This window comes from Mesorhizobium sp. M2D.F.Ca.ET.226.01.1.1 (assembly GCF_004022705.2).
Taxonomy (GTDB): domain Bacteria; phylum Pseudomonadota; class Alphaproteobacteria; order Rhizobiales; family Rhizobiaceae; genus Mesorhizobium.
In genome coordinates this window covers 337,985-358,133 of sequence record NZ_RZOY02000002.1, presented here as the reverse complement: position 1 = coordinate 358,133, position 20,149 = coordinate 337,985, and the positions used below count along the sequence as shown (strand labels likewise).

Sequence of the window (20,149 nt, the reverse complement as noted above, 5' to 3'; positions counted from 1 at the left end):
TTTTTTGGGGCTCGAAAAAAAGCCTTTATGCCGGCCTTCGGGCCAGTCTGGGTCGCGCCGCACAAGGCGCAGGGAGGATATCATGAAAAAATTCGCAGCCGCCATTCTGGCGGGCGTTGCCATGTCGCTGACGCTGGCTTCGGTCGCCGAGGCGAAGGACAAGGTGATCGGCGTCTCGTGGTCGAATTTCCAGGAAGAACGCTGGAAGACCGACGAAGCGGCGATGAAGGAGGCCATCGAGGCCGCCGGCGACAAGTATATTTCGGCCGACGCGCAGTCCAATCCGGGTAAGCAGCTGACCGACGTTGAAAGCCTGATCTCGCAGGGCGCCAATGCGCTGATCATCCTGGCGCAGGATGCCTCGGCAATCGGCCCGGCGGTGCAGAAGGCGCTCGATGAAGGCATCCCGGTCGTCGGCTACGACCGGCTGATCGAGAACAAGGACGTGTTCTACCTGACCTTCGACAATAAGGAGGTTGGCCGCATGCAGGCCCGGGAGGTGTTCAAGGCCAAGCCGGAGGGCAATTACGTCTTCATCAAGGGCTCCGGTTCCGATCCGAATGCCGACTTCCTGTTCTCCGGCTCCATGGAAGTGCTCAAGGCGGCGATCGACAGCGGCAAGATCAAGAATGTCGGCGAGGCCTATACCGACGGCTGGCTGCCCGCCAACGCGCAGAAGAACATGGAACAGTTCCTGACCGCCAACGACAACAAGGTCGACGCGGTCGTGGCCGCCAATGACGGCACCGCCGGTGGCGTCGTCGCGGCGCTGACGGCGCAGGGCCTGGCCGGCACCGTTCCGGTCTCGGGCCAGGACGGCGACCACGCGGCGCTCAACCGCATCGCGCTCGGCACCCAGACCGTGTCGGTGTGGAAGGATGCGCGCGAGCTCGGCAAGAACGCCGCCGAGATCGCCTCGCAGCTCGCCGACGGCAAGAAAAATGCCGACATCGCCGGCGCCAAGGACTTCACGACGCCTGGCGGCAACACCGTCAAGTCGCTGTTCCTGACCCCGATCGCGATCACCAAGGACAATCTCAACCTCGTCATCGACGCCGGCTGGATCAAGAAGGACGAAGTCTGCGCGGGCGTGCCCGCCGGCAGCGTCAAGGTCTGCAACTAAGCTCTACGACGTTTGACCAAGATACCTGCGCCGCGGCCCTGGAGCGGTTCAATGAACCGCTCCAGTTCTTTGTTGCCGCAATCCCGGACGGAAAACCGCTTACGCACTTTTCCTGGGACTGCTTTTAAAGCCGCGGCGTTTTCTCAGAAGGATTTGTGTGTTTCCGCGTTTGGCGGATAGCTTCTAGGCTTGCTCCGGCATCCGCGCCAGACGGGCAAGCCGGCGGGAGGAAATCATGACCGACACGACGTCTACCTCGCAGGCAGACACCGCGCGCGCATCGGAGCTGAGCGCCGTCGCCCGGTTCCTGAAGGCCACCGAGCTCGACACCCGCATGCTCGGCATGATCGGCGCGCTGCTTTTGATCTGGGTCGGGTTGCATGTGATCTCCAGCCTGCGCCTTGGCGTCAATCCGCTCGATTTCGACAGCCGTACCTTCCTCACGCCGCGCAATCTCTGGAACCTTTCGGTGCAGACTTCAGCCGTGGCGATCATGGCCTCCGGCATGGTGCTGGTCATCGTCATGCGCAACATCGATCTGTCGGTCGGATCGGCCGAAGGGCTGATCGGCATGATCATGGGCTTTGCCCAGGTGCATTTCCTGGTCCGCTTCGTCGGGCTGGAACTCGGCAGCCCCTGGATCTGGGTCCTGGCACTGCTGATCGGCCTGGCGCTAGGCCTGCTCGTCGGCGCCTTCCAGGGTTTCATCATTGCCTATCTCGAAGTGCCGGCTTTCATCGTGACGCTGGGCGGGCTGCTGGTCTGGCGCGGTGCCGCCTGGTGGGTCACCAGCGGCCAGACGGTGGCGCCGCTCGACGCAACCTTCCAACTGATGGGCGGCGGTCCGGCGGGCTCGATCGGCGCCAGATGGAGTTGGGTCGTCGGCATCGTCGCCTGCCTGGCCGTGATCTTCATGCATTTCAATGGCCGCGTGCAGCGCAAGCGCTTCCGCTTCCCGCTGCGTCCGGCCTGGGCCGAGACGCTGCTCGCCACGGTCACCTGCGCGATCATCCTGGGCGCGGTGTGGCTCGCCAATTCCTATCCATGGCCGGTCGGCATCGTGAACCGCTATGCCGCCGCCAACAACATCACCGTCCCCGAAGGCGGGCTGTTCATCGCGCATGGCATCGCCATCCCGGTGCTGATGGCGGTCGCTGTCGGCCTGATCATGACCTTCGTCACCAAGCGCACGCGCTTCGGCCGCTATGTCTTCGCCATCGGCGGCAATCCGGAAGCCGCCAACCTCGCCGGTATCAACACGCGCTGGATCACCATGAAGGTGTTCATGATCATGGGCGTGCTGGCGACGATTGCCGCCGCCATCTCGTCGGCCAGGCAGAATTCATCGACCAATGCGCTCGGCACTCTGGACGAGCTGCTGGTCATCGCCGCCGCAGTCATCGGCGGCACTTCGCTCGCCGGCGGTTCCGGCACCGTGCTCGGCGCCATGCTCGGCGCGCTGCTGATGCAGTCGCTGCAGTCCGGCATGGTGCTGCTCGGCGTTGATTCGCCGCTGCAAAGCATCGTCGTCGGGGCCGTGCTGGTCATCGCGGTATGGCTCGACACCCTCTATCGCAAGCGCGTCTGAGCTGGGAGGAGAACGAACATGGCTGAAAAATCCGCTCCCCCCGCCGTTCCGCTGGTCGACATGCGCAACATCTCGATCGCCTTCGGCGGCATCCGCGCCGTCGACGACGCATCGGTCGATCTTTTCCCCGGTGAGGTGATGGCGCTGCTCGGCCATAACGGCGCCGGCAAGTCGACGCTGATCAAGATCCTGTCCGGCGCCTACAAGCGTGACAGCGGGCATATCTTCATCAATGGCGAGGAGGCTTCGATCTCCAACCCGCGCGACGCCAAGAAATACGGCGTCGAGACGATCTACCAGACGCTGGCGCTGGCCGACAATGTCGATGCCGCGGCCAATCTCTTCCTCGGCCGCGAGCTGATGACGGGCTGGGGCACGCTCGACGACGTGGCCATGGAAGCCGAGGCGCGCAAGGTCATGGGCCGGCTCAATCCGCGCTTCCAGCGGTTCAAGGAGCCGGTCATCAAGCTGTCGGGCGGACAGCGGCAGTCGGTGGCGATCGCGCGCGCGATCCTGTTCAACGCCCGCATCCTGATCATGGACGAGCCGACAGCCGCGCTTGGGCCGCAGGAGACGGCCCAGGTCGGCGAATTGGTCAAGCAGCTCAAGGCCGACGGCATCGGCATCTTCCTGATCAGCCACGACATTCACGACGTATTCGAGCTCGCCGACCGGGTTTGCGTGATGAAGAACGGCCAGGTGGTCGGCACCGCGCGCACCAGCGATGTCACCCAGGACGAGGTGCTCGGCATGATCATCCTCGGCAAATGTCCGCCCGGCGCCATTCCCGGGCCGGGCGCGCTGAGGATCGCGGCGTGAGGCTATAAGATAGCCGGCTAATTAACGGCTGGTTGATGGACCAGCCGGCATTAAGGCTTGGCCCCGCCATTGTGTTGGCGCGGAGACTTGCCCATAAAGGTCGTCGACCGTCCATGGGCCGCATTTTCCGATTTGAAGAAGCTTTTTCCAATCGTCGCCTTCATCGCCGTCGCGCTGATCAGCCTGACGATGGCGGGGTTCGCCTATTTCGCGACCCAGGAAGCGGCGCGGATCAAGTTCGAAGGCACCGCCGACGATGCGCTCAGCCGAATCGAAAGCCGCATCGACCTGCATCTGTCGCTGTTGCGCTCGACGCAGGCGCTGTTCGATGCGCGCAACGGCGACATCACGCGCGGCGAATTCAAAGCCTTCTTCACCGCGCTCGACATCGACGACAATTTCGCCGGTCTGCGCGGCATCGGCTTCCTGAGGCTCGCCAAAGCCGGCGACGAGGCCGCTGTCGAACGCGATATCCTGCGCGACCATGGATCGGCTCATCCGATCTACCCCCATACGACCGAGCCATGGCGCACGCCCATCGTGCTGTTCGAGCCGCTCGACACGTCGAACCAGTCGATCATCGGCTTCGACATGTTCAGCGAACCGGTACGCCGCGCCGCGATCGAGAAGGCGATGGCCGACGACCAGCAGCATGCGAGCGGCCTTGTCCAGCTTGGTCAGGGCGCCGGCGTGGCGCAGACGTTCACGGGCTTCCTGGTCTTCGTGCGGCTGAACGTCGAAACCGCGCCCGACGTCATCAATGCTAGCCGCTCCTCCACCGCCGGTTTTCTCTATGCCGCCTTCCGCGCCCAGAACCTGTTCCAGGTCGCGCTCAGCCATTCGCCGCTGCTGCCGGTCAATGTCGAGGTCTATGACGGCAAGCCGGAGGCCGGCAAGCTGCTTTTCCGGTCGGAAGCGCCGCCGGCGGAACGCATTGGCGCGAAGCTCTTGGCACGTCGCGATATCGTCGTCGCGGGCCAGCCCTGGACCTTGCTGTTCAGGCCGACAAGCGCCTTCGAGCCACCGTCCTCGCGCGTCATTCCGGTGATGCTCGGAATGTTCGGTTTGCTGCTTGCCGGCGCCATTGCCCTGGTGGCGCGCTACCAGGAGCGTGCCTATGACGCGAAATCGGCGCTGCACGAGGCGACGGAAAAGAGCCTGCTGGAAAAGGACCTGATCCTGCAAGAGATGAAGCACCGCATCAAGAACTCGATCACCCGCGTGCTGGCGATCGCGCGGCAGACGGCCTCGCAGGCCACCGACGTCAAGGAGTTCTCGGCATCGTTCTCGGCGCGCCTCCAGGCCATGGCCGCATCGCAGGATATGCTGACGCGCTCGCGCTGGCAGAAAGCCGATCTCGGCGACCTGCTGCGCATCGAGCTCGGGCAGGTGTTCGGCAAGGAGCTTCCCGAAGGCGTGCTGTCCGGGCCGGAGGTGCTGCTCGACGAGACGACGACGCAGGCGCTTGGGCTGACCTTCCACGAACTCGCCACCAACGCGCTGAAATATGGCGAAGCCGGCAGCTCGGTGGGGGCTCTCAAAGTCGACTGGAACGTGAAGGGGCGCGGCCGCGAGCGGACGCTCACCCTGAACTGGCGCGAAGCGGGTCAGAAGAGATTGGATGCGCCGGCAAAGACCGGCTTTGGCACCAAGCTGATAGATCTCAACGTCACGCGCGAATTGCGCGGCACGATCGCGCGCGACTATCGCGGCGACGGATTAAAGGTGGAAATCAAAATCCCCTTGGCCGAGTGAGCGGCCAAAATGGCCCGCGATGGCGGGCGAATCAGCGGATTGGAGCCGGAGGCCGGCTAGAGCGGTTCGCCGTTTCACAGAAACGGCGAACCGCTCTATCTCTTTGTTTTTACGCAATTCCGGACGGAAAACCGCTCACACTTTTCCTGGAATTGCTCTAGCGGCCTCCGGTTGTTTTCCGTATCAGTTGCAGCGAGCCGTATAGATTCGGCCGCGATGATCGCGATACTGGCAATAGCCGTTGCGCAGGTTGCGAACCAGGAGGCCCGACCCGGCGCCAACGGCCGCGCCGATCAGCGCACCCTTGCCGCCGCCGACCAGTCCACCCACGCCGGCGCCGATCAGGCCACCGCCCACAACATCCTGCTCGGTCGTGGTGCAGCCGCTGACAGCGACAACGGCAACCATGGCAATAATCATCTTCCGCATTGAAATGCTCCTCACTTTTGTCCTCACTTTCGGCAGTGCCAGCCGCCATTTAGCATGAAAAAACGGGCTTTGCCTGCCCGATCTTACTGTTGTTTAAGATAGTCTTTTTCGGGGCGCGCGCTGTTCGACGCGACAAGCATGCCCGAAACCTCCAAAGACGCGACCAGCGTGCCGTCGGGCCGCACGTTCCAGGCGATCTGATCGTAATCGTCTTCCAGGGCCGGATCGACGGCAAGGCACTTGCCGATAATGCGGGGAGCCCGGCCCTGCAGGTCGCCAAGGGCGAAGGGTCTTTCTGCAACACAGGCTTGCGCGGTCTCAAAGACACTGACCGGCACTTCGAGTTCGCGGCAATCGGTCATCGTGCTCGAGCAACCGACGACGAAGAGCAGCGCGGCGACGTGTTCCATGGCTCCAAACCTCTCGCCGCAAACAACGATTCTCGGCGAACGAAAGTTCCGGGGGCCGGGTTCAAAGCGTGGCGTGGAATGGATTCAGGCGACGCGCTTAAGGTCCTGTCGTCTACCCAAAGCCGCCGCGCAACTTTGGTCGACATGCTCGCGTGTCTAGGCCGCCTACTGATCAGAACAATTGCCAGGTCGCGGCCAGGGCCACGGCGGCCAGAAGCGCGATCGCGCCAAGGCGAAGCGAAAGATGAAATGATCGTGGCGCCGGCGGCGATTCGGCATCCTGGAACCCGCTCATCGAGACGCGGGCGGCCTGCTCAAGCCTGTTCATGTCGGCAACCGTCATTTCAGTCTCCCAGATCGCGCGCCGTGGCGCGGATGGGTTTCCAGCGCATTGTTAGCCGGGATCATAGGATCGAACTTTATGGTGAACAGCCGGTAAAGGGCTTTCGCCGGCAAGGCTGGAACGGCAGCGCAATCAATCCGTTTCGAAATTCCCGTGCGGAACGGTGAGGCGGTATTCCATGCGGTCCTTGCCGATTTCGAGCGTCGCGGAACCATTGAGCGACATCGGCACGACGCGCTCCAGCGCCACGCTGCCAAAACGCTTCGCGTTGCGCGGCGCGTCGCCGACCGCTTCCGTCCAGGTCAGCAAAAGGTTGGGCGGCGCTGCGTTCTCAGCTTCCAGCCTTGCGCGCACCTCGACGTGGCCGTCCGGCCGCGACAGCGCGCCATAGCTCACGGAGTTCACGGCCAACTCGTGCATCGCCAGACCGATATGCAGGGCGGCGTTGGGATTGAGGTATGGATTCTCGCCCCCGAATTGCAGGCTTTGCGCCAGATCGCTGCTGTAGCGGCCGACCTGGCCGGATACGAGCTCCCGCAGAGCCGCGCCGCGCCAGTTGGAGGATGTGACCAGGTCCTGCGAGGAAGCGAGCGATTGCAGCCTGCCGCGAAACCGCGCCAGGAACTCGCCGAGCGTCTCCGAATAGCGCCCCGTCTGGGTGGCGATGCTCTGGATGATGGCGAGCAGATTCTTCGATCGATGGCTGACTTCGCGCAGCAATGTCTTCAGCGTCTGCTCGCGGCGTTTCTGCTCCGTCGTCTCCACCATGGTGGTGACGACGCCGATCACTTCGCCGACTTCGCCGCAGTCGGCATCGATCCATAGCTGAAACCAGCGTATGCCCTGGCCTCCCGGAATGCTGAGCTCGAGCTGGTCCGCGTCGCCGGATTCGATCACCTTGAGTTTGGCCAGCCTTATGCGCTCCGCCTGCGCCGGCGAAAGCAAATCCTTGCCATCGGCGGTTTCAGACGCCCAGGGCGCGCTCATATTGCGCGCCCAAACCGTTTTCATCTGCCGATCCTGGTAGAGAACTGAAATTCCGGCATTGTGCAGGGCATGAAGTAGGGCCCGCCCCAGCTGCATCCCGCTCTCGGCCGGATGCATCGCGATCACTTCGCTGTCCTGCTTTTCAGCCCTGTCCTTCGTGGGACCTTCGGAAGGCATCGGAATCCCCACACTCGGTCCTTGTCCGCACCCGATCCTTGAACGGCTCAATTCGCAACTGGTTCCGCGCGGTATGCCCCCCGAATTTGCGGGGCTCCCCAGAAAACGGTCCGCCGGACAGTGCTCTTTCGAGGCGCCGTCCGGCGGTGGCTGGAAACCGTTTGAGGGGTGCGGCTTCCAGTGTTGCGGTCAGGCTCTCCTGAAGAGGCCTGCGATGAGTGAAATCACCAGGAAGGCGAGGAAGATGAAGAACAGAATCTGCGCGATGCCCGCCGATGTACCGGCTATGCCGCCGAACCCAAGCGCGCCGGCGATGATCGCAACTACGAGAAATACGAGCGCCCAGTACAGCATGATGAGTCTCCTTTTATGTCGGGAAAAGAACGCGGCTCGGTGCCGTTTGTTCCACCATTTTCCGAAAAAGACGACCCCTTGAAGAGGCTTTTCAGATCGCAAATGGACAAGCGCCACACGAGGCCCGAAGGCCTCGCATGACGCTCGAAGGTCCGAGCCTTGGACCGGATCAGGCGGCGGCTTTGGCCTGCCGGTCGAAGAACAAGGCCTGGCTGATCAATGCCTTGACCATGTCGGGGTTGAAGGGCTTGGTGACCAGGAAAGCCGGCTCCGGACGCTCGCCAGTGAGCAGGCGTTCCGGGAAGGCGGTGATGAAGATCACCGGCACCGGCGTCGAGGACAAGATCTCGTTGACTGCTTCGATGCCGGAGCTGCCGTCGGCGAGCTGGATATCGGCCAGGACCATTCTCGGCCGGGTCTTGCCGAACAAGGCCACCGCCTCGGCATGTGTGCGCGCGGTGCCGACGACGCGGTGGCCAAGGCTTTCGACCATCTCCTCGATATCCATGGCAATCAGCGGCTCATCCTCGATGATCAACACGTCGGTCGCGACCTGACGCGAAATCTCGTTGCTTGCCTGGGCGAGCAACTGGGAGAACTCCTCCTCGTCGGCGTCTAGGACTTCTGCCGCCTCCCCCTCGCTGAAGCCCTCGACTGCGACCAGCAGGAAAGCCTGCCTGGGCCGAGGTGCTATCGCATTCAGATTGGCGGCTGCCCGTTGCTCCCAGGCGGTCTGCGGCTGCTCCTGCGGCACGCGGATGGCGACGGAGGTGAACAGCCTGGCGAAAACCTTGTACAGCGCGATGCGGTCGCTGGAGGCTTCGGGGAAGATGTTGGTATCGGCGATGATGGCTTCCAGCATCGCGGCGACCAGCGCGTCACCGCTCTCCTGCGATCCCGATACCGCCCGCGAGAAGCGGCGCAGGAACGGAAGATGCGGAGCGATGGTTGCGGACAAACTCATATTATTTACGTCTCCCTCAGCTGACGTTGCCTGTCAAAGGCCATGCCGATCGCACGCCCCGAAAATCAAACGCCGGCTTTCCGAAAAAGTTCCGCCGGCTGTGGAACTAAATTAGCAGGTCGGCGTTTCGGGACTTCGGGATGGGCAACCAGACGAAGGTTCCGCTTGCGTTGTGGTTTGAAGTCGAAGAGCGGTTCGAATGCTGGAAATTAGGGCGACTATGAAAGAAATGTCAAAAAAGCAGATGGCTGATGCCGCAAGAAGGCATCGGAACGGGGATGGCAATCCGCTTGGAGCGAACTCCGAAATTGCCCGCAAGCTCAAGCAATATTATGACGAATTGGTCTCGGATCAGGTGCCGGACCGTTTCGCTCAGTTGCTCAGCCAGCTGGAACAGACCGAACCTGCCCAGAAAAAGGACTGAGGCATGGCGGCGGTGTCCCAGAGCTTCAAGACCGAGCTGCTCGGTGCGATCCCGAGCCTGCGCGCTTTCGCCGTGTCGCTGACGCAGAACGCCGATCGGGCCGACGACCTCGTCCAGGAAACGCTGGTCAAGGCGTGGGACAAGCATGAGAGTTTCCAGCCGGGCACCAACCTCAAGGCCTGGCTGTTCACAATCCTGCGTAACGAATTCTATTCGCAAATGCGCAAGCGCGGCCGCGAGGTGCAGGACAGCGACGGCATCATGACGGCCAGGCTTGCCGTTCATCCGGCCCAGCATGGCCAGCTCGACCTCAAGGATTTCCGTGGCGCGCTGGAGCAATTGCCCGAGGACCAGCGCGAGGCCATCATCCTGATCGGCGCTTCTGGCTTCTCCTACGAAGAGGCGGCCGAAATCTGCGGCTGCGCGGTCGGCACGATCAAGAGCCGCGTCAGCCGGGCGCGCACCCGGCTGCAGGAGATTCTGAAGATTTCCGGGGAAGACGAGTTCGGTCCAGACGCGATCTCGGCGCAGGTGACGGGTTCGAACGCCGCGTGAGCCGAACCGAACCATCGAGGGGTTTTACCGAAGCTATGGCCAGTCAGGCCGCGTTGGCGCGGCCGCAGGCCATGGCCACGGCTTCGATCAGGTCGTCGCCCGAATAAGGCTTGGTCACCAGCCGAACGTCCGGGAACGAGCTCTTGATTTCGTCCGAATCCGAATAGCCGGAGGCGAACACGAACGGCACGCCCTCGCTGCGCAGCCGTGCGGCGAAATCCAGGGTCGACATGCCGCCAAGCATCAGGTCGACAACCGCGGCGTCGAAGTGTGACGGCAGCGCCTGCCCGTCGATCTCCGCGAGCTCGCGGGCGATCGTCACATCCGCGGCGCCGTGGTCCCGGCAAAGCTGCTCGACATCCATCGCGATCAGGAACTCGTCTTCCAGGATGAGAATACGCAGTCCGTCAAGCAATGCTGGCACTTATCAGTGTCTCCTCGGCGGGGCCGCACTCATGCGCGGAATTCGGCGCTATGTCATTTAAAAAAGACATGGGCCTCCATGCCTCGCGGAACCCCTGTCGGTCTCAAACGTTTGCATGCGCCCGCAAGGGCAGGGATTTCGAAGAGGGGTCGAAATGTCCAGCCAAAGCACACGTTCGGTCGCCAGTCGTCAATACCCTTGCGAAAAGTGCCCGTTGCGGCCGTTGCCTGGCTTTCGCGAATTCGACAAGCAGGAATTGTCCTTCATCAGCACCTTCAAGCGCGGCGAACTCGCTGTCGACAAGGGGGCGACGGTCCTGGTCGAAGGCAGCCATAGCGCGCACCTCTACACTGTGCTGTCGGGCTGGGCGTTCCGCTACAAGCTCTTGCCGGACGGGCGGCGGCAGATCCTCAATTACTCCATGCCCGGCGACCTTATCGGCCTGCAGGGCAGCCTGATGGGCGAGATGCAGCATTCCGTCGAAGCCCTGTCGCCGATGCTGCTTTGCGTCTTCGAACGGGAGCAACTGCATGAACTCTACCGCAACTATCCGGGCCTTGCCTATGACATCACGTGGATCGCGTCCCGCGAAGAACGGATGCTGGATGAGAATCTGCTGAGCATCGGCCGCCGCACCGCGCTCGAACGCGCCGCCTATCTCATTGCTTTCATCGCCAGCCGGGCCCGCGGCGCCGGCCTCAACGGCAAGACACCGGTTCAAATCCCGATCACGCAACAGCACATCGCCGACACGCTTGGCCTTTCGCTGGTTCATACCAACAAGACGATCCGCAAGCTGATGGACCGCAAGCTCGTCTTATGGCGGGACGGCGGCTGCGAGGTGATCGATTACGACGGACTGAAGAGTCTCGCCCGCTGGGAGGGGCTGGGCGAGGAACGCAGGCCGCTTATCTAGCGCAGCTTGAACCGCTAGACTTGGAACCTTAGCGTAGAACTGACGTTGAAATCCGAGCAAACGCAAGGAGTTAGAGAATGGCAACCGCCGCAGGCAGATCCACGACCGATCAAGCGACCACCGCCGACCTGGAGGCCGATATCGAGCAACTGAAAGCCGACATCCAGAAGCTCACCGAGCAACTCGCCAAGACCGGCCAGCACGGCTATGGCGCGGCCCGTCGCGCTGCCGCGGACGGCGTCGAACAATTGCGCGCGCAAGGTGAGGCCGCGTTCGAGAGCATGCGCGGAAGCGCGGAGGACATGGAAGCACAGCTGATCGCAAAAGTGCGCGAGAAGCCGGTGACGTCGCTGGCGATCGCGGCGGGCGTCGGCTTCCTCTTCGCCCTCCTGTCCCGCCGCTAGCTTCAGATGGGGACGCTTGTCTCGCTGATCTCGGCTCTTGTCTCGGGTGAGGCGATGGCCGCCCTGCAAAGAGCGCGGATGACGGCAATCCTTTACGGGCTTGCCGCCATTTTTGCATTGTGCGGAGTCGGCTTCCTCCTCGGCGCTGCCTATATCTGGGTGGCGGCGCGCTACGGACCGCTGGCGACCAGTCTCGGTTTCGGCATCGGATTCCTGGTCATAGCGGGCCTGATCGTGGTCATACACAAGCTGACCACCAGCATGCGCAGCAGGCGGCGCGCAAGACGGCGGCAGGTCGACATGACCGCGTTGGGCATTACCGCGGCGCTTGCCCTGCTTCCGGCACTTGCCAAGAGCAAGGGCGGGCTAGGGGCTGTCGTCGCGCCTGCCTTGGCGGTCGTTGCCTACGCCATCTATCGCGAGAACGCCAAGCCCAATCCGCCCAAGCCAGATCCGGAAGATCGGACTTAAAGCGACGAATCGGACCAAGGATTTGGCGGCTGACTTGCCCGTCACCGCTTCCGAATGGTCATGCCCCCCGCCGTCGTTCGCCTCATGATCATGAGAGGCGCTGCCGCCCGGTGGGAACCTTCGTGCTAACGCCCCGTTACCTGACCAGTCGCGCCTCGAGCGCCCGCCGCCGCGCAGTTTGGAGGCCAAGTGTGACCAAGAGCGTACCTGAAAACAAAGCGCGCCAAGGGCGCTGGGGCTGGCATGGCCTCAGGATCCTCGTCGCCGGGTTGTTGCTCGCCTTCATCGCGTGGGGCGCGGTCGAGATCTATGGCGAACTGATCAAGCCGCCGACGACACAGCAGACCCTGCCGGAAGCGCCGCCCGCCGGGCAGAAATCCACGCAGGGGAGCTGATCCTTTCATCACGCCGCCTTTGCCTGAGCATTGCTTGACGGGACAAGCACCTTCAACGCGCCGGGATGAATTTCGACTGTGGTTTCGCGCTCCAGCCGGACCAATTCGCCATCCAGGACCGCGCTGAACTTCCTGGCCGGCGAGCGGATTTTCAGCACCACCTTGCGAGCCTGATGCACTTCGACATGCGCGCTCTGGCGCAACCGGCCACGCAGCATGTCCAACAGCAACTTTGCCAGGTGATGACGCCGGCGCGCGACGCTGACATAGATGCCGAGCACGCCGCCGGCCGGATTGTCGGCATAGGGCAGATGGCCTTCGCCGAACAGATTGTTGGAGATGCCGATGCCGGTCGTGCGGGTGACGATTTCCGCCTCGCCGATGCTCAGGCTCACCTTAAGCGCCGGCGGGTTCTTGATCGTCGCCCATGCGGCGCGGACCGAGGCTCGCATCTTTCCAAACCGCGAGCCGAAATCCATGGTTTCGCGCAGCTGAACCATCTTGGCATGCATGCCGACCGAGAACTGATGAACGAATGGCTGGCCGTTGGCGCTCGCCATGTCGACGGCGATCACCTCGCCATCGGCAAAGGACTGCAGCGCCGCTTCCAGCGTCTGCGGAATGCCCAGACCTCGGGCAAAAAGGTTCATCGTTCCGGCCGGCAAAATGGCCAGGGCCTTCTTCTTGTTCATGAGGAGGGACGCGGCGGTGGAAATCGTGCCGTCGCCGCCGCCGGCAAGCACGACATCGACATTGCGGCTGGCGATGGCCTTTTCCAGCGCCGTGGCGATGTCGCGGCCGGCAACGATATCGATATCGACCGAATGCCCCGCCGCTTCGAGTGTCTGGCGCAACTGCTCGGAAAACGTTTCCATGTCGATGGTGCGCAAGGTGCCGCCATCCTGGTTCAGCACCGCAGCAAACCGCATGGCCCCGCTCCGTCTTGTCTTTAAACCTGGGCTCTTCAAACCTGGGCTGAAAGACGCATCAGCCGCAGGCTGAAACGAGAAGAGGGGTGCGAAGGTTCCACTAGGGGTCGAGAACTCGGGCGGCTGTGGGACGTTCGACATTTTGGAACAACGCTTGGGTCACAACGTTGTGAACCTGTCGACCATGCCGCTTCAGGCCTGCCGCTTATCGGTAGCCGGGGAAGTCGCATGCACGAAATCAGGCACGAGGAGAGACCATCATGATCCGCACCCTTTTCGCTACAACCGCGCTTGCAACACTGCTCGCAACCGGCGCTTTCGCGCAAAACACTACTCCCGCTCCGGCACAGCCGGCTGCCGAAACGGCGGCTCCTATCCCGCGCGCCGAAGGCGCGCTGATGACCAATATCATCGGGGAGTCGGTCTATAACGGCACCGGAAACGACGCCCAGAACATCGGCAAAGTCGACGATGTCGTCTTCGATTCCAGCGGCAAGGCCAAGTCCGCCATCATCGGCGTCGGCGGGTTCCTGGGTGTCGGCAAAAAAGACGTTGCCTTCGACTATGGCAAACTGGAATGGGCCGAGAAAAATGGCGACCGCTGGCTGGTGGCAAAGACAAGCAAGGAAGAGCTGAGCGCCCAGCCGGCTTTCGACCGCAAGCCATATGATGCGACCCCGCCACAGGCCACCGACGCCACGCAGCCTGCGGCGACCGATACGACCGGAACGCAGAAACAAGCCGCCACGCAGCCGGCCGAGCCGGTGAAGAAGGCAGAGGGCAATCTCGCCACCAACATCATCGGTAAGGCGGTCTATAACGGCACTGCGGACGACGCCCAGAAGATTGGCGACGTGAACGACATCGTGCTGGCCAAGGACGGAAAGGCGCAATCGCTGGTGATCGGCGTCGGCGGCTTCCTCGGCATCGGCGCGAAGAACGTCACCTATGATTTCGACAAGGCCAAGTGGGCCGAGAAGAACGGCGACCGCTGGCTGGTGGCCGAGACGACGAAGGAGCAGCTTCAGGCCCAGCCGGACTTCGACCGCAAGGCCTATGATCCGGCACCCGCCTCGTCGACGGCTGCAAGCAATGCGCCGGCCACGACCACTCCCACGGTGGCATCGTCGAATACGACCTCCGACAAGGGCGCCAAGCCGGCTCAACCGGCTCAGGCGACGGCTGAAAACAAGCCGGCCGACAACGGCGCTGCCGCCACGGACCAGACCAAGACCGCTTCGATCGACAAGTCGACGCTGAGCGAGATGCCGATGGGCAACATCAGGGTCGATGATCTGAAGGGCACGACAGTCTATGGCGCCAACGACGCCAAGATCGGTACCATCGGCGATGTCGTGCTGACGCCCGACAAAAAGCCGGACGCGGTGATCGTCGACGTCGGCGGATTCCTCGGCATCGGCGCGAAGGAAGTGGCGGTCGGCATGGACAAGCTCAAATTCATGACCGACAAGAACGGCAAGAAATACCTCTACACCAACTTCACCAAGGAGCAGCTGCAGGCGCAGGCCGCCTACGACAAGAGCAGTTATGCCGCGAACCGTGATCAGCAGCGGATGATGTTGAAGTAAGGGAGAGTAAGGGAATAGGGGAGTAAGGGAATAGGGAGTAGAAAAGGAAGCTGGCGGATAACGACCGTTGTGTTTTCCCCTACTCCCCTACTCCCCTACTCCCCTACTCACGTACCCAGCCACGCCGTCTTCCGTCAGCTCCGCCAGCGCCAGTGACTGATCCAGGTGGGCTGCGCGCCAGGCGAGCATCCTTTCGGCGAACTCCAGTCGCACCGGCAGATAAGCCGGGTCGTTCGCCACATTGTTCAGCTCTCCCGGGTCCTTCGACAGGTCGAACAAAAGCGGCGGCAGGCTGCTACTGAAATGGACATATTTGAAGTCCGCCGAGCGGACGACGGCGAGGTTGCATTGCCGCGAGCCGACGCCGAAATGGCGCTCTGCTTCACCCTCGGCGACCGTGCGGAAGTCAAATTCCCAATGAGCGGCGTCGCGCCAACCCTCCGGCTCCTTGCCATCGATCCAGGGTGAGAGCGAACGGCCATCCAGGTGCCGCTGCGGCGCGGCGCCGATCAGGTCGAGCAAGGTCGGGAAGACATCGACGGCCTCGGTGAAATGGTCCACGGATGAGCCGGCCGAGGCTCTCCGGCTCGGATCGCGGATGATCAGCGGAATATGGTAGCTGCCATCGAAGAAGCCGCCTTTGCCGAGCATGAAATGGTCACCCATCATCTCGGCGTGGTCGGAGGTGAGCACGATGACGGTGTCGTCCCAGGCGCCCGCCGATTTGATCGCCTGCCAGAGGCGGCCAAGCTGCGCGTCGACCTCGGAGATCATGCCGTAATAGATCGCGCGGATGCGGCGAAAGTTCTCCTCGCTCCAGTCGGGCACCTTGCCCTCGATGCCGGGGACGAATTTTGTTCGCTTCTGCCTGGCGAGATCATAGGCGAGATAGGGGTGCCTTTCCGCCTCGACTTGCCAGCTTGCCGCGCGCCGGAAAGCCGGGCCGTCGGCGGGGTCATACATGGCGTTGTAGGGCTCCGGCACGATGAAGGGCGGGTGTGGGCTGATGAAGGAGATGTGTGCGAACCACGGCGCGGCCTCTTCCTGCTCGCCAAGCCAGCGGATGAATTCGCCGGCCAGGAATGCGGTCGGCGTCTGGTACTTCGTGTAGATCGGGGGCGCGTCGGTCACGTCGCCCTTGCCCTGTCCGCCGGCCGGACGGTGGATGGCCGGACTTCCGGCGCTTGTGTCGATGCCTTGCGCGCGCAGCCATGACAGCCATTGCTTCTGATGCTCGGGCAGGGCCTGCCGCACCGTGAAGCCGGGCAGCACGCCCTCATAGCTTGTCAGCCGCGGATCCCCGGCCGCAAGCTGGCGCGGATCGAGCGCGACATCGGTGTAGCCGAACAAGGTCGGATCATAGCCCGCCGCGCGCGCCGAAAGCGCGATGTTGCCATGGCGCGCATCGAGCGGCGTGCCGTTGCGGCAGACGCGGTTGTTCATCTGGTAGAGGCCGGTGTAGAGGCACGCGCGGGCGGGAGAACAGGGCGCCGCGCCGCCATAATGGCGGCGGAAGAGCACGCCCTCCGCGGCCAAAGCGTCCACATGCGGCGTCTTCACCACCGGATGGCCGACCGCCGACAGGCAATCGCCGCGCCATTGGTCGCAGGTGATGAGGAGAACATTCGGGCGACTCGTCGGATTGTCCAAGATCGTCTCCTTTGTGAGGCGCCCAGATGGAACGGAAAATCACCGGCGTTGCAAGCCGACGCAGGTGATGGATTGGTGAACATATTTTGAACGGTCGTTCACTTTTGTGACACAGTCCATTCTGTGTTTGCCCGCTTTGCGGCCGGCCGGGCTATCCTCATATTGGCGTGGACAGCGGCGAGGGCCGCACAAAGAACAAGGAAGGAGCAATTCATGCTCAATCAGATCAAGGGCCTGCATCACGTCACCTCGATGGCCAGCGATGCGCGCCGCAACAATGAGTTCTTCACGAGGAAGCTCGGCCTGCGCCGGGTCAAGAAGACGGTCAACTTCGACGCGCCGGACGTCTACCATCTCTACTACGCCGACGAGGTCGGCACGCCGGGTTCGGTGATGACCTATTTCCCGTTCCCCGATATCGCCAAGGGCCGGCACGGCGTCGGCGAGGTCGGTACCACGGTCTTCTCGGTGCCGGAAGGCACGCTCGCCTATTGGGAAAAGCGCTTCGCCGATGAGGGCGTGGGCAATGTGGCGCGTGGCGAAAGTTTCGGTGAGAAGCGGCTGACCTTCACCGGTCCCGACGGCGACAGTTTTGCCCTCGTCGAGGACAAGGCCGACAGCAGGGCGCCTTGGGTGAAGGGCGGCGTTCCCGGCGACGAGGCGATCCGCGGCTTTCACTCGGTCTCGCTCCGGCTGAAGGATGGCGGCGCCACCGAGGAACTCTTGAAGTTCATGGGCTATGAGGAGGTCGACAAGTCCGGCAACACCCGCCGGCTGGCGATCAAGAACGGCAATGGCGCCGATGTCGTCGACATCGAATCGCTGCCGGGCGCAGGCTTTGCCAATCTCGGCGCCGGCTCGGTGCACCACGTCGCCTTCGCGGTCGAGGATCGTGCCAAGCAGCTCGAAGTGCGCAAGGCGCTCATCGACACGGGCTACGGCGTGACGCCGGTTATCGATCGCGACTATTTCTGGGCGATCTATTTCCGCACGCCGGGCGGCGTGCTGTTCGAGGTGGCGACCAACGAGCCGGGCTTCGACCGCGACGAGGATACCGCGCATCTGGGTGAGGCGCTGAAGCTGCCGACGCAGCACCAGCATCTGCGGCCTTACCTCGAAGAGCATCTGCAGAAGCTGGAAGGCTGAAGCCATGAGCAAGGACGCTTACATCCACAAAATGCTGCCCGCTTCGCCGGGCAGCCCGCTGCTCTTCGTCTTCCACGGCACTGGCGCGGACGAGAACCAGCTTCTCGGCTTCGGCCGCGAGCTTTTGCCTTCGGCGACGATCATCTCGGCGCGTGGCGACGTATCGGAGCATGGCGCAGCCCGTTTCTTCCGACGGACCGGCGAGGGCGTTTACGATATGGAGGACCTGACGCGCGCGACATCGAAAATGGCGGGCTTCGTCAAGGCGCATGTCGAAGCGGCAAAACCGTCGGCGGTGTTCGGCCTCGGCTACTCCAATGGCGCCAACATCCTGGCTTCGGTGGTGTTCGCCGAGCCCGGCCTGTTCGATGCCGCGGCGCTGATGCATCCGCTGATCCCGTTCGAGCCTCGTGTCCAAGGCAGCCTTGCCGGCCGCCACATCCTGATCACGGCCGGCAGGCGCGATCCGATCTGCCCACCCAATTTGACGTCGCGGCTGGAAGCCTATTTGCGCGCCGACGGCGCCGATGTCACAGTGGAATGGCACGACGGCGGGCATGAGGTTCAGCCGAACGAAATCGAGGCGGCGCGGCGGCTTTTCGCGCTGACTCCGGCCGCCCAAGGAGGCAAATAAATGGCTGACCAACTGCCCGAGATCGAACTTGAGGATCGAGGCTCCAAGGGCCGCTATGTGCTGCGCGGCCCCGGCGGAGCCGAGGCCGAAATGACCTTCACCAAGATCGGCGAGCACCAGCTCATCATCGATCATACCGAGGTGCCGGACGTCTTTCGCGGCCAGGGCGCCGGGCTTCGGCTCGTCACCCGCGCCGTCGAGGATGCGCGCGCGGCCGGCAAGAAGATCATCCCGCTCTGCCCCTTCGCCAACGCCCAGTTCAGGCGTCATCCGGAATGGGCGGATGTGCTGAAGCCGTGAGCGCTTTTACCTTCTCCCCTTGCGGGAGAAGGTGGCCGCGAAGCGGCCGGATGAGGGGTGTTCCAGGGAAAGCCGGCGTCTCACTCCGCTGGAGCACCCCTCATCCGTCTCGGCGCTGCGCGCCGACCCACCTTCTCCCACAGGGGGAGAAGGAAAGAGCCAGCCTTCGCGTTTGCACCGCTCGGTCATCTTGCCTAAGTTGACGGTTCGCTCGGACGAACGTCCCGCCCGTCACTGATTTGAATGGCTCCCCTGATGACCGATACCGACCTGATCCCCGTTTTCGACGGACATAACGACACGCTGCTTCGACTTTACCAGTCGAAGGAATCAAATGTCGAAAAGCTGTTCATCGAGGGGACGCCGGGCGGTCATATCGACCTGCCGCGCGCCAGAAAAGGCGGCTTTGCCGGCGGCATGTTCGCGATCTTTCCGCCGCCGGTCGAAAAGACGAAACGCAGCGCCGTGCCGCCGGCGCCAAGCGACAACGAGCCGTTGCCGCCGGAACTGCCGCAGGCGGAGGCGATCACCTCGACCATCGGCATGGCCTCGATCCTGTTCAGGCTGGAGCGCGCCGGCGCGCTCACCGTCTGCCGCAGCGCCGGCGATGTGCGGAACGCGATGGCCAAGGGCTCTATCGCGGCGATTTTCCACATCGAAGGCGTCGAAGCGATCGATCCCGATCTTGCCATGCTCGATGTGCTGCATGCCGCAGGCCTGCGCTCGCTGGGCATCGTCTGGAGCAGGCCGAACGCGTTCGGCAATGGCGTGCCGTTCCGCTTTCCCTCCTCGCCCGACACTGGGCCTGGTCTCACAGATGCCGGCAAGGCGCTGGTCAAGGCCTGCAACAAACTCAGGATCATGATCGACCTCTCGCATCTCAACGAGAAGGGTTTTCGCGATGTGGTCGATCTTAGCGACGCGCCGCTGGTCGCCACCCACTCCAACGTGCATGCGATCTGCGGTCACTCGCGCAACCTGACCGACTGGCAGCTCGGCGCGATCCGCGAATCCGGCGGCATGGTGGGCCTCAACTTTGCCACCGGCTTCCTGCGCGAGGACGGGCGCATGAACGCCGACACCAGCATCGACCTCATGGTGCGTCATATCGATTCGCTGCTCCAGGCGCTGGGTGAGGACGGCGTGGGTCTCGGCTCCGATTTCGACGGCGCCATGATCCCGGCTCCCATCGGCGACGTCGCCGGCCTGCCCAAGCTCATCGACGCGCTCGCGGCGCGGGGTTTCGGACGCTCGCTGATCGAGAAGATCGCTTATCGCAATTGGTTGAGCGTGCTGGAAAGAACCATAGGGTGAAGTGGACCGGCCGTCTTTCGTAAACGGTCCATGCACCTTATTAGACAAT

Annotated in this window: 24 protein-coding genes; 15 read left to right on the top strand and 9 right to left on the bottom strand. The window is 63.0% G+C overall.

Going from position 1 to position 20,149, the window contains the following annotated elements; all coding sequences use genetic code 11:
• The first annotated feature begins 82 nt into the window (after nt 1–82).
• From xylF to EN869_RS05510, 4 genes are all read left to right on the top strand, one after another.
• Nucleotides 83–1,123, top strand: coding sequence for a D-xylose ABC transporter substrate-binding protein (xylF, locus tag EN869_RS05525; protein WP_127225291.1), 1,041 nt, complete (start codon nt 83–85; stop codon nt 1,121–1,123).
• Between the two features lie 235 nt (nt 1,124–1,358).
• Nucleotides 1,359–2,711 (top strand): sugar ABC transporter permease, encoded by a 1,353-nt coding sequence (locus EN869_RS05520; protein ID WP_127225290.1) that lies wholly within the window; start codon nt 1,359–1,361, stop codon nt 2,709–2,711.
• An 18-nt stretch (nt 2,712–2,729) separates the two neighbouring features.
• Nucleotides 2,730–3,530, top strand: a complete 801-nt coding sequence (locus EN869_RS05515) for an ATP-binding cassette domain-containing protein (protein ID WP_127225289.1) — start codon at nt 2,730–2,732, stop codon at nt 3,528–3,530.
• Nucleotides 3,531–3,662: 132 nt separating this feature from the next.
• On the top strand, nt 3,663–5,285 hold the full coding sequence (locus EN869_RS05510; RefSeq protein WP_127225481.1) for a CHASE domain-containing protein: 1,623 nt from the start codon (nt 3,663–3,665) through the stop codon (nt 5,283–5,285).
• Between the two features lie 183 nt (nt 5,286–5,468).
• On the opposite strand, the gene EN869_RS05505 is transcribed toward EN869_RS05510, so the two are convergent.
• From EN869_RS05505 to EN869_RS05485, 6 genes are all read right to left on the bottom strand, one after another.
• Nucleotides 5,469–5,714 carry a YMGG-like glycine zipper-containing protein gene (locus EN869_RS05505; protein ID WP_027166589.1) on the bottom strand — a complete coding sequence of 82 codons (246 nt, stop codon included), beginning with the start codon at nt 5,712–5,714 and terminating at the stop codon, nt 5,469–5,471.
• A gap of 83 nt (nt 5,715–5,797) precedes the next feature.
• On the bottom strand, nt 5,798–6,124 hold the full coding sequence (locus EN869_RS05500; RefSeq protein ID WP_127225288.1) for a hypothetical protein: 327 nt from the start codon (nt 6,122–6,124) through the stop codon (nt 5,798–5,800).
• Nucleotides 6,125–6,296: 172 nt separating this feature from the next.
• A complete protein-coding gene (locus tag EN869_RS34305; RefSeq protein ID WP_167498453.1) occupies nt 6,297–6,467 on the bottom strand; it encodes a hypothetical protein in 171 nt (56 codons plus the stop codon).
• Between the two features lie 132 nt (nt 6,468–6,599).
• Nucleotides 6,600–7,571 carry a PAS domain-containing sensor histidine kinase gene (locus tag EN869_RS05495; protein WP_189341223.1) on the bottom strand — a complete coding sequence of 324 codons (972 nt, stop codon included), beginning with the start codon at nt 7,569–7,571 and terminating at the stop codon, nt 6,600–6,602.
• A gap of 249 nt (nt 7,572–7,820) precedes the next feature.
• Nucleotides 7,821–7,985, bottom strand: a complete 165-nt coding sequence (locus tag EN869_RS05490) for a DUF1328 domain-containing protein (RefSeq protein ID WP_018429836.1) — start codon at nt 7,983–7,985, stop codon at nt 7,821–7,823.
• Nucleotides 7,986–8,154: 169 nt separating this feature from the next.
• Nucleotides 8,155–8,949, bottom strand: coding sequence for a response regulator (locus tag EN869_RS05485; protein WP_127225286.1), 795 nt, complete (start codon nt 8,947–8,949; stop codon nt 8,155–8,157).
• Between the two features lie 220 nt (nt 8,950–9,169).
• Between EN869_RS05485 and EN869_RS05480 the strand changes: the two genes are divergently transcribed.
• Together EN869_RS05480 and EN869_RS05475 are read left to right on the top strand one after the other, a co-directional pair.
• A complete protein-coding gene (locus EN869_RS05480; protein ID WP_127225285.1) occupies nt 9,170–9,373 on the top strand; it encodes a NepR family anti-sigma factor in 204 nt (67 codons plus the stop codon).
• A gap of 3 nt (nt 9,374–9,376) precedes the next feature.
• Complete coding sequence (locus EN869_RS05475) at nt 9,377–9,928, top strand: RNA polymerase sigma factor (protein ID WP_027166584.1); 552 nt, start codon at nt 9,377–9,379, stop codon at nt 9,926–9,928.
• A 43-nt stretch (nt 9,929–9,971) separates the two neighbouring features.
• On the opposite strand, the gene EN869_RS05470 is transcribed toward EN869_RS05475, so the two are convergent.
• Nucleotides 9,972–10,352: a response regulator gene (locus EN869_RS05470; protein WP_127225284.1), complete on the bottom strand. Its 381-nt coding sequence runs from the start codon at nt 10,350–10,352 to the stop codon at nt 9,972–9,974.
• Nucleotides 10,353–10,506: 154 nt separating this feature from the next.
• Here EN869_RS05470 and EN869_RS05465 point away from each other — a divergent pair, with 154 nt between their 5' ends.
• The 4 genes from EN869_RS05465 to EN869_RS05450 all read left to right on the top strand — a co-directional run bounded on the left by EN869_RS05465 (nt 10,507) and on the right by EN869_RS05450 (nt 12,538).
• Entirely contained in the window at nt 10,507–11,268 is a 762-nt protein-coding gene (locus EN869_RS05465) for a Crp/Fnr family transcriptional regulator (RefSeq protein WP_127225283.1), read from the top strand.
• A 77-nt stretch (nt 11,269–11,345) separates the two neighbouring features.
• On the top strand, nt 11,346–11,672 hold the full coding sequence (locus EN869_RS05460) for a DUF883 family protein (protein ID WP_127225282.1): 327 nt from the start codon (nt 11,346–11,348) through the stop codon (nt 11,670–11,672).
• 6 nt (nt 11,673–11,678) lie between these two features.
• Nucleotides 11,679–12,143 carry a phage holin family protein gene (locus EN869_RS05455; protein ID WP_127225281.1) on the top strand — a complete coding sequence of 155 codons (465 nt, stop codon included), beginning with the start codon at nt 11,679–11,681 and terminating at the stop codon, nt 12,141–12,143.
• Nucleotides 12,144–12,334: 191 nt separating this feature from the next.
• Nucleotides 12,335–12,538 (top strand): hypothetical protein, encoded by a 204-nt coding sequence (locus tag EN869_RS05450; protein ID WP_127225280.1) that lies wholly within the window; start codon nt 12,335–12,337, stop codon nt 12,536–12,538.
• A gap of 8 nt (nt 12,539–12,546) precedes the next feature.
• Here EN869_RS05450 and EN869_RS05445 read toward each other — a convergent pair whose 3' ends face one another.
• On the bottom strand, nt 12,547–13,467 hold the full coding sequence (locus tag EN869_RS05445; protein WP_127225279.1) for a diacylglycerol kinase family protein: 921 nt from the start codon (nt 13,465–13,467) through the stop codon (nt 12,547–12,549).
• Between the two features lie 260 nt (nt 13,468–13,727).
• Between EN869_RS05445 and EN869_RS05440 the strand changes: the two genes are divergently transcribed.
• On the top strand, nt 13,728–15,056 hold the full coding sequence (locus EN869_RS05440; protein ID WP_127225278.1) for a PRC-barrel domain-containing protein: 1,329 nt from the start codon (nt 13,728–13,730) through the stop codon (nt 15,054–15,056).
• 87 nt (nt 15,057–15,143) lie between these two features.
• On the opposite strand, the gene EN869_RS05435 is transcribed toward EN869_RS05440, so the two are convergent.
• Nucleotides 15,144–16,706 carry an alkaline phosphatase family protein gene (locus tag EN869_RS05435; RefSeq protein WP_127225277.1) on the bottom strand — a complete coding sequence of 521 codons (1,563 nt, stop codon included), beginning with the start codon at nt 16,704–16,706 and terminating at the stop codon, nt 15,144–15,146.
• Between the two features lie 213 nt (nt 16,707–16,919).
• Here EN869_RS05435 and EN869_RS05430 point away from each other — a divergent pair, with 213 nt between their 5' ends.
• The 4 genes from EN869_RS05430 to EN869_RS05415 all read left to right on the top strand — a co-directional run bounded on the left by EN869_RS05430 (nt 16,920) and on the right by EN869_RS05415 (nt 20,100).
• Complete coding sequence (locus EN869_RS05430; RefSeq protein WP_127225276.1) at nt 16,920–17,852, top strand: VOC family protein; 933 nt, start codon at nt 16,920–16,922, stop codon at nt 17,850–17,852.
• A 4-nt stretch (nt 17,853–17,856) separates the two neighbouring features.
• On the top strand, nt 17,857–18,486 hold the full coding sequence (locus EN869_RS05425) for an alpha/beta hydrolase (RefSeq protein WP_127225275.1): 630 nt from the start codon (nt 17,857–17,859) through the stop codon (nt 18,484–18,486).
• On the top strand, nt 18,487–18,786 hold the full coding sequence (locus EN869_RS05420) for a GNAT family N-acetyltransferase (protein ID WP_127225274.1): 300 nt from the start codon (nt 18,487–18,489) through the stop codon (nt 18,784–18,786).
• A gap of 255 nt (nt 18,787–19,041) precedes the next feature.
• Nucleotides 19,042–20,100 (top strand): dipeptidase, encoded by a 1,059-nt coding sequence (locus tag EN869_RS05415; RefSeq protein ID WP_127225273.1) that lies wholly within the window; start codon nt 19,042–19,044, stop codon nt 20,098–20,100.
• Nucleotides 20,101–20,149 lie beyond the last annotated feature (49 nt).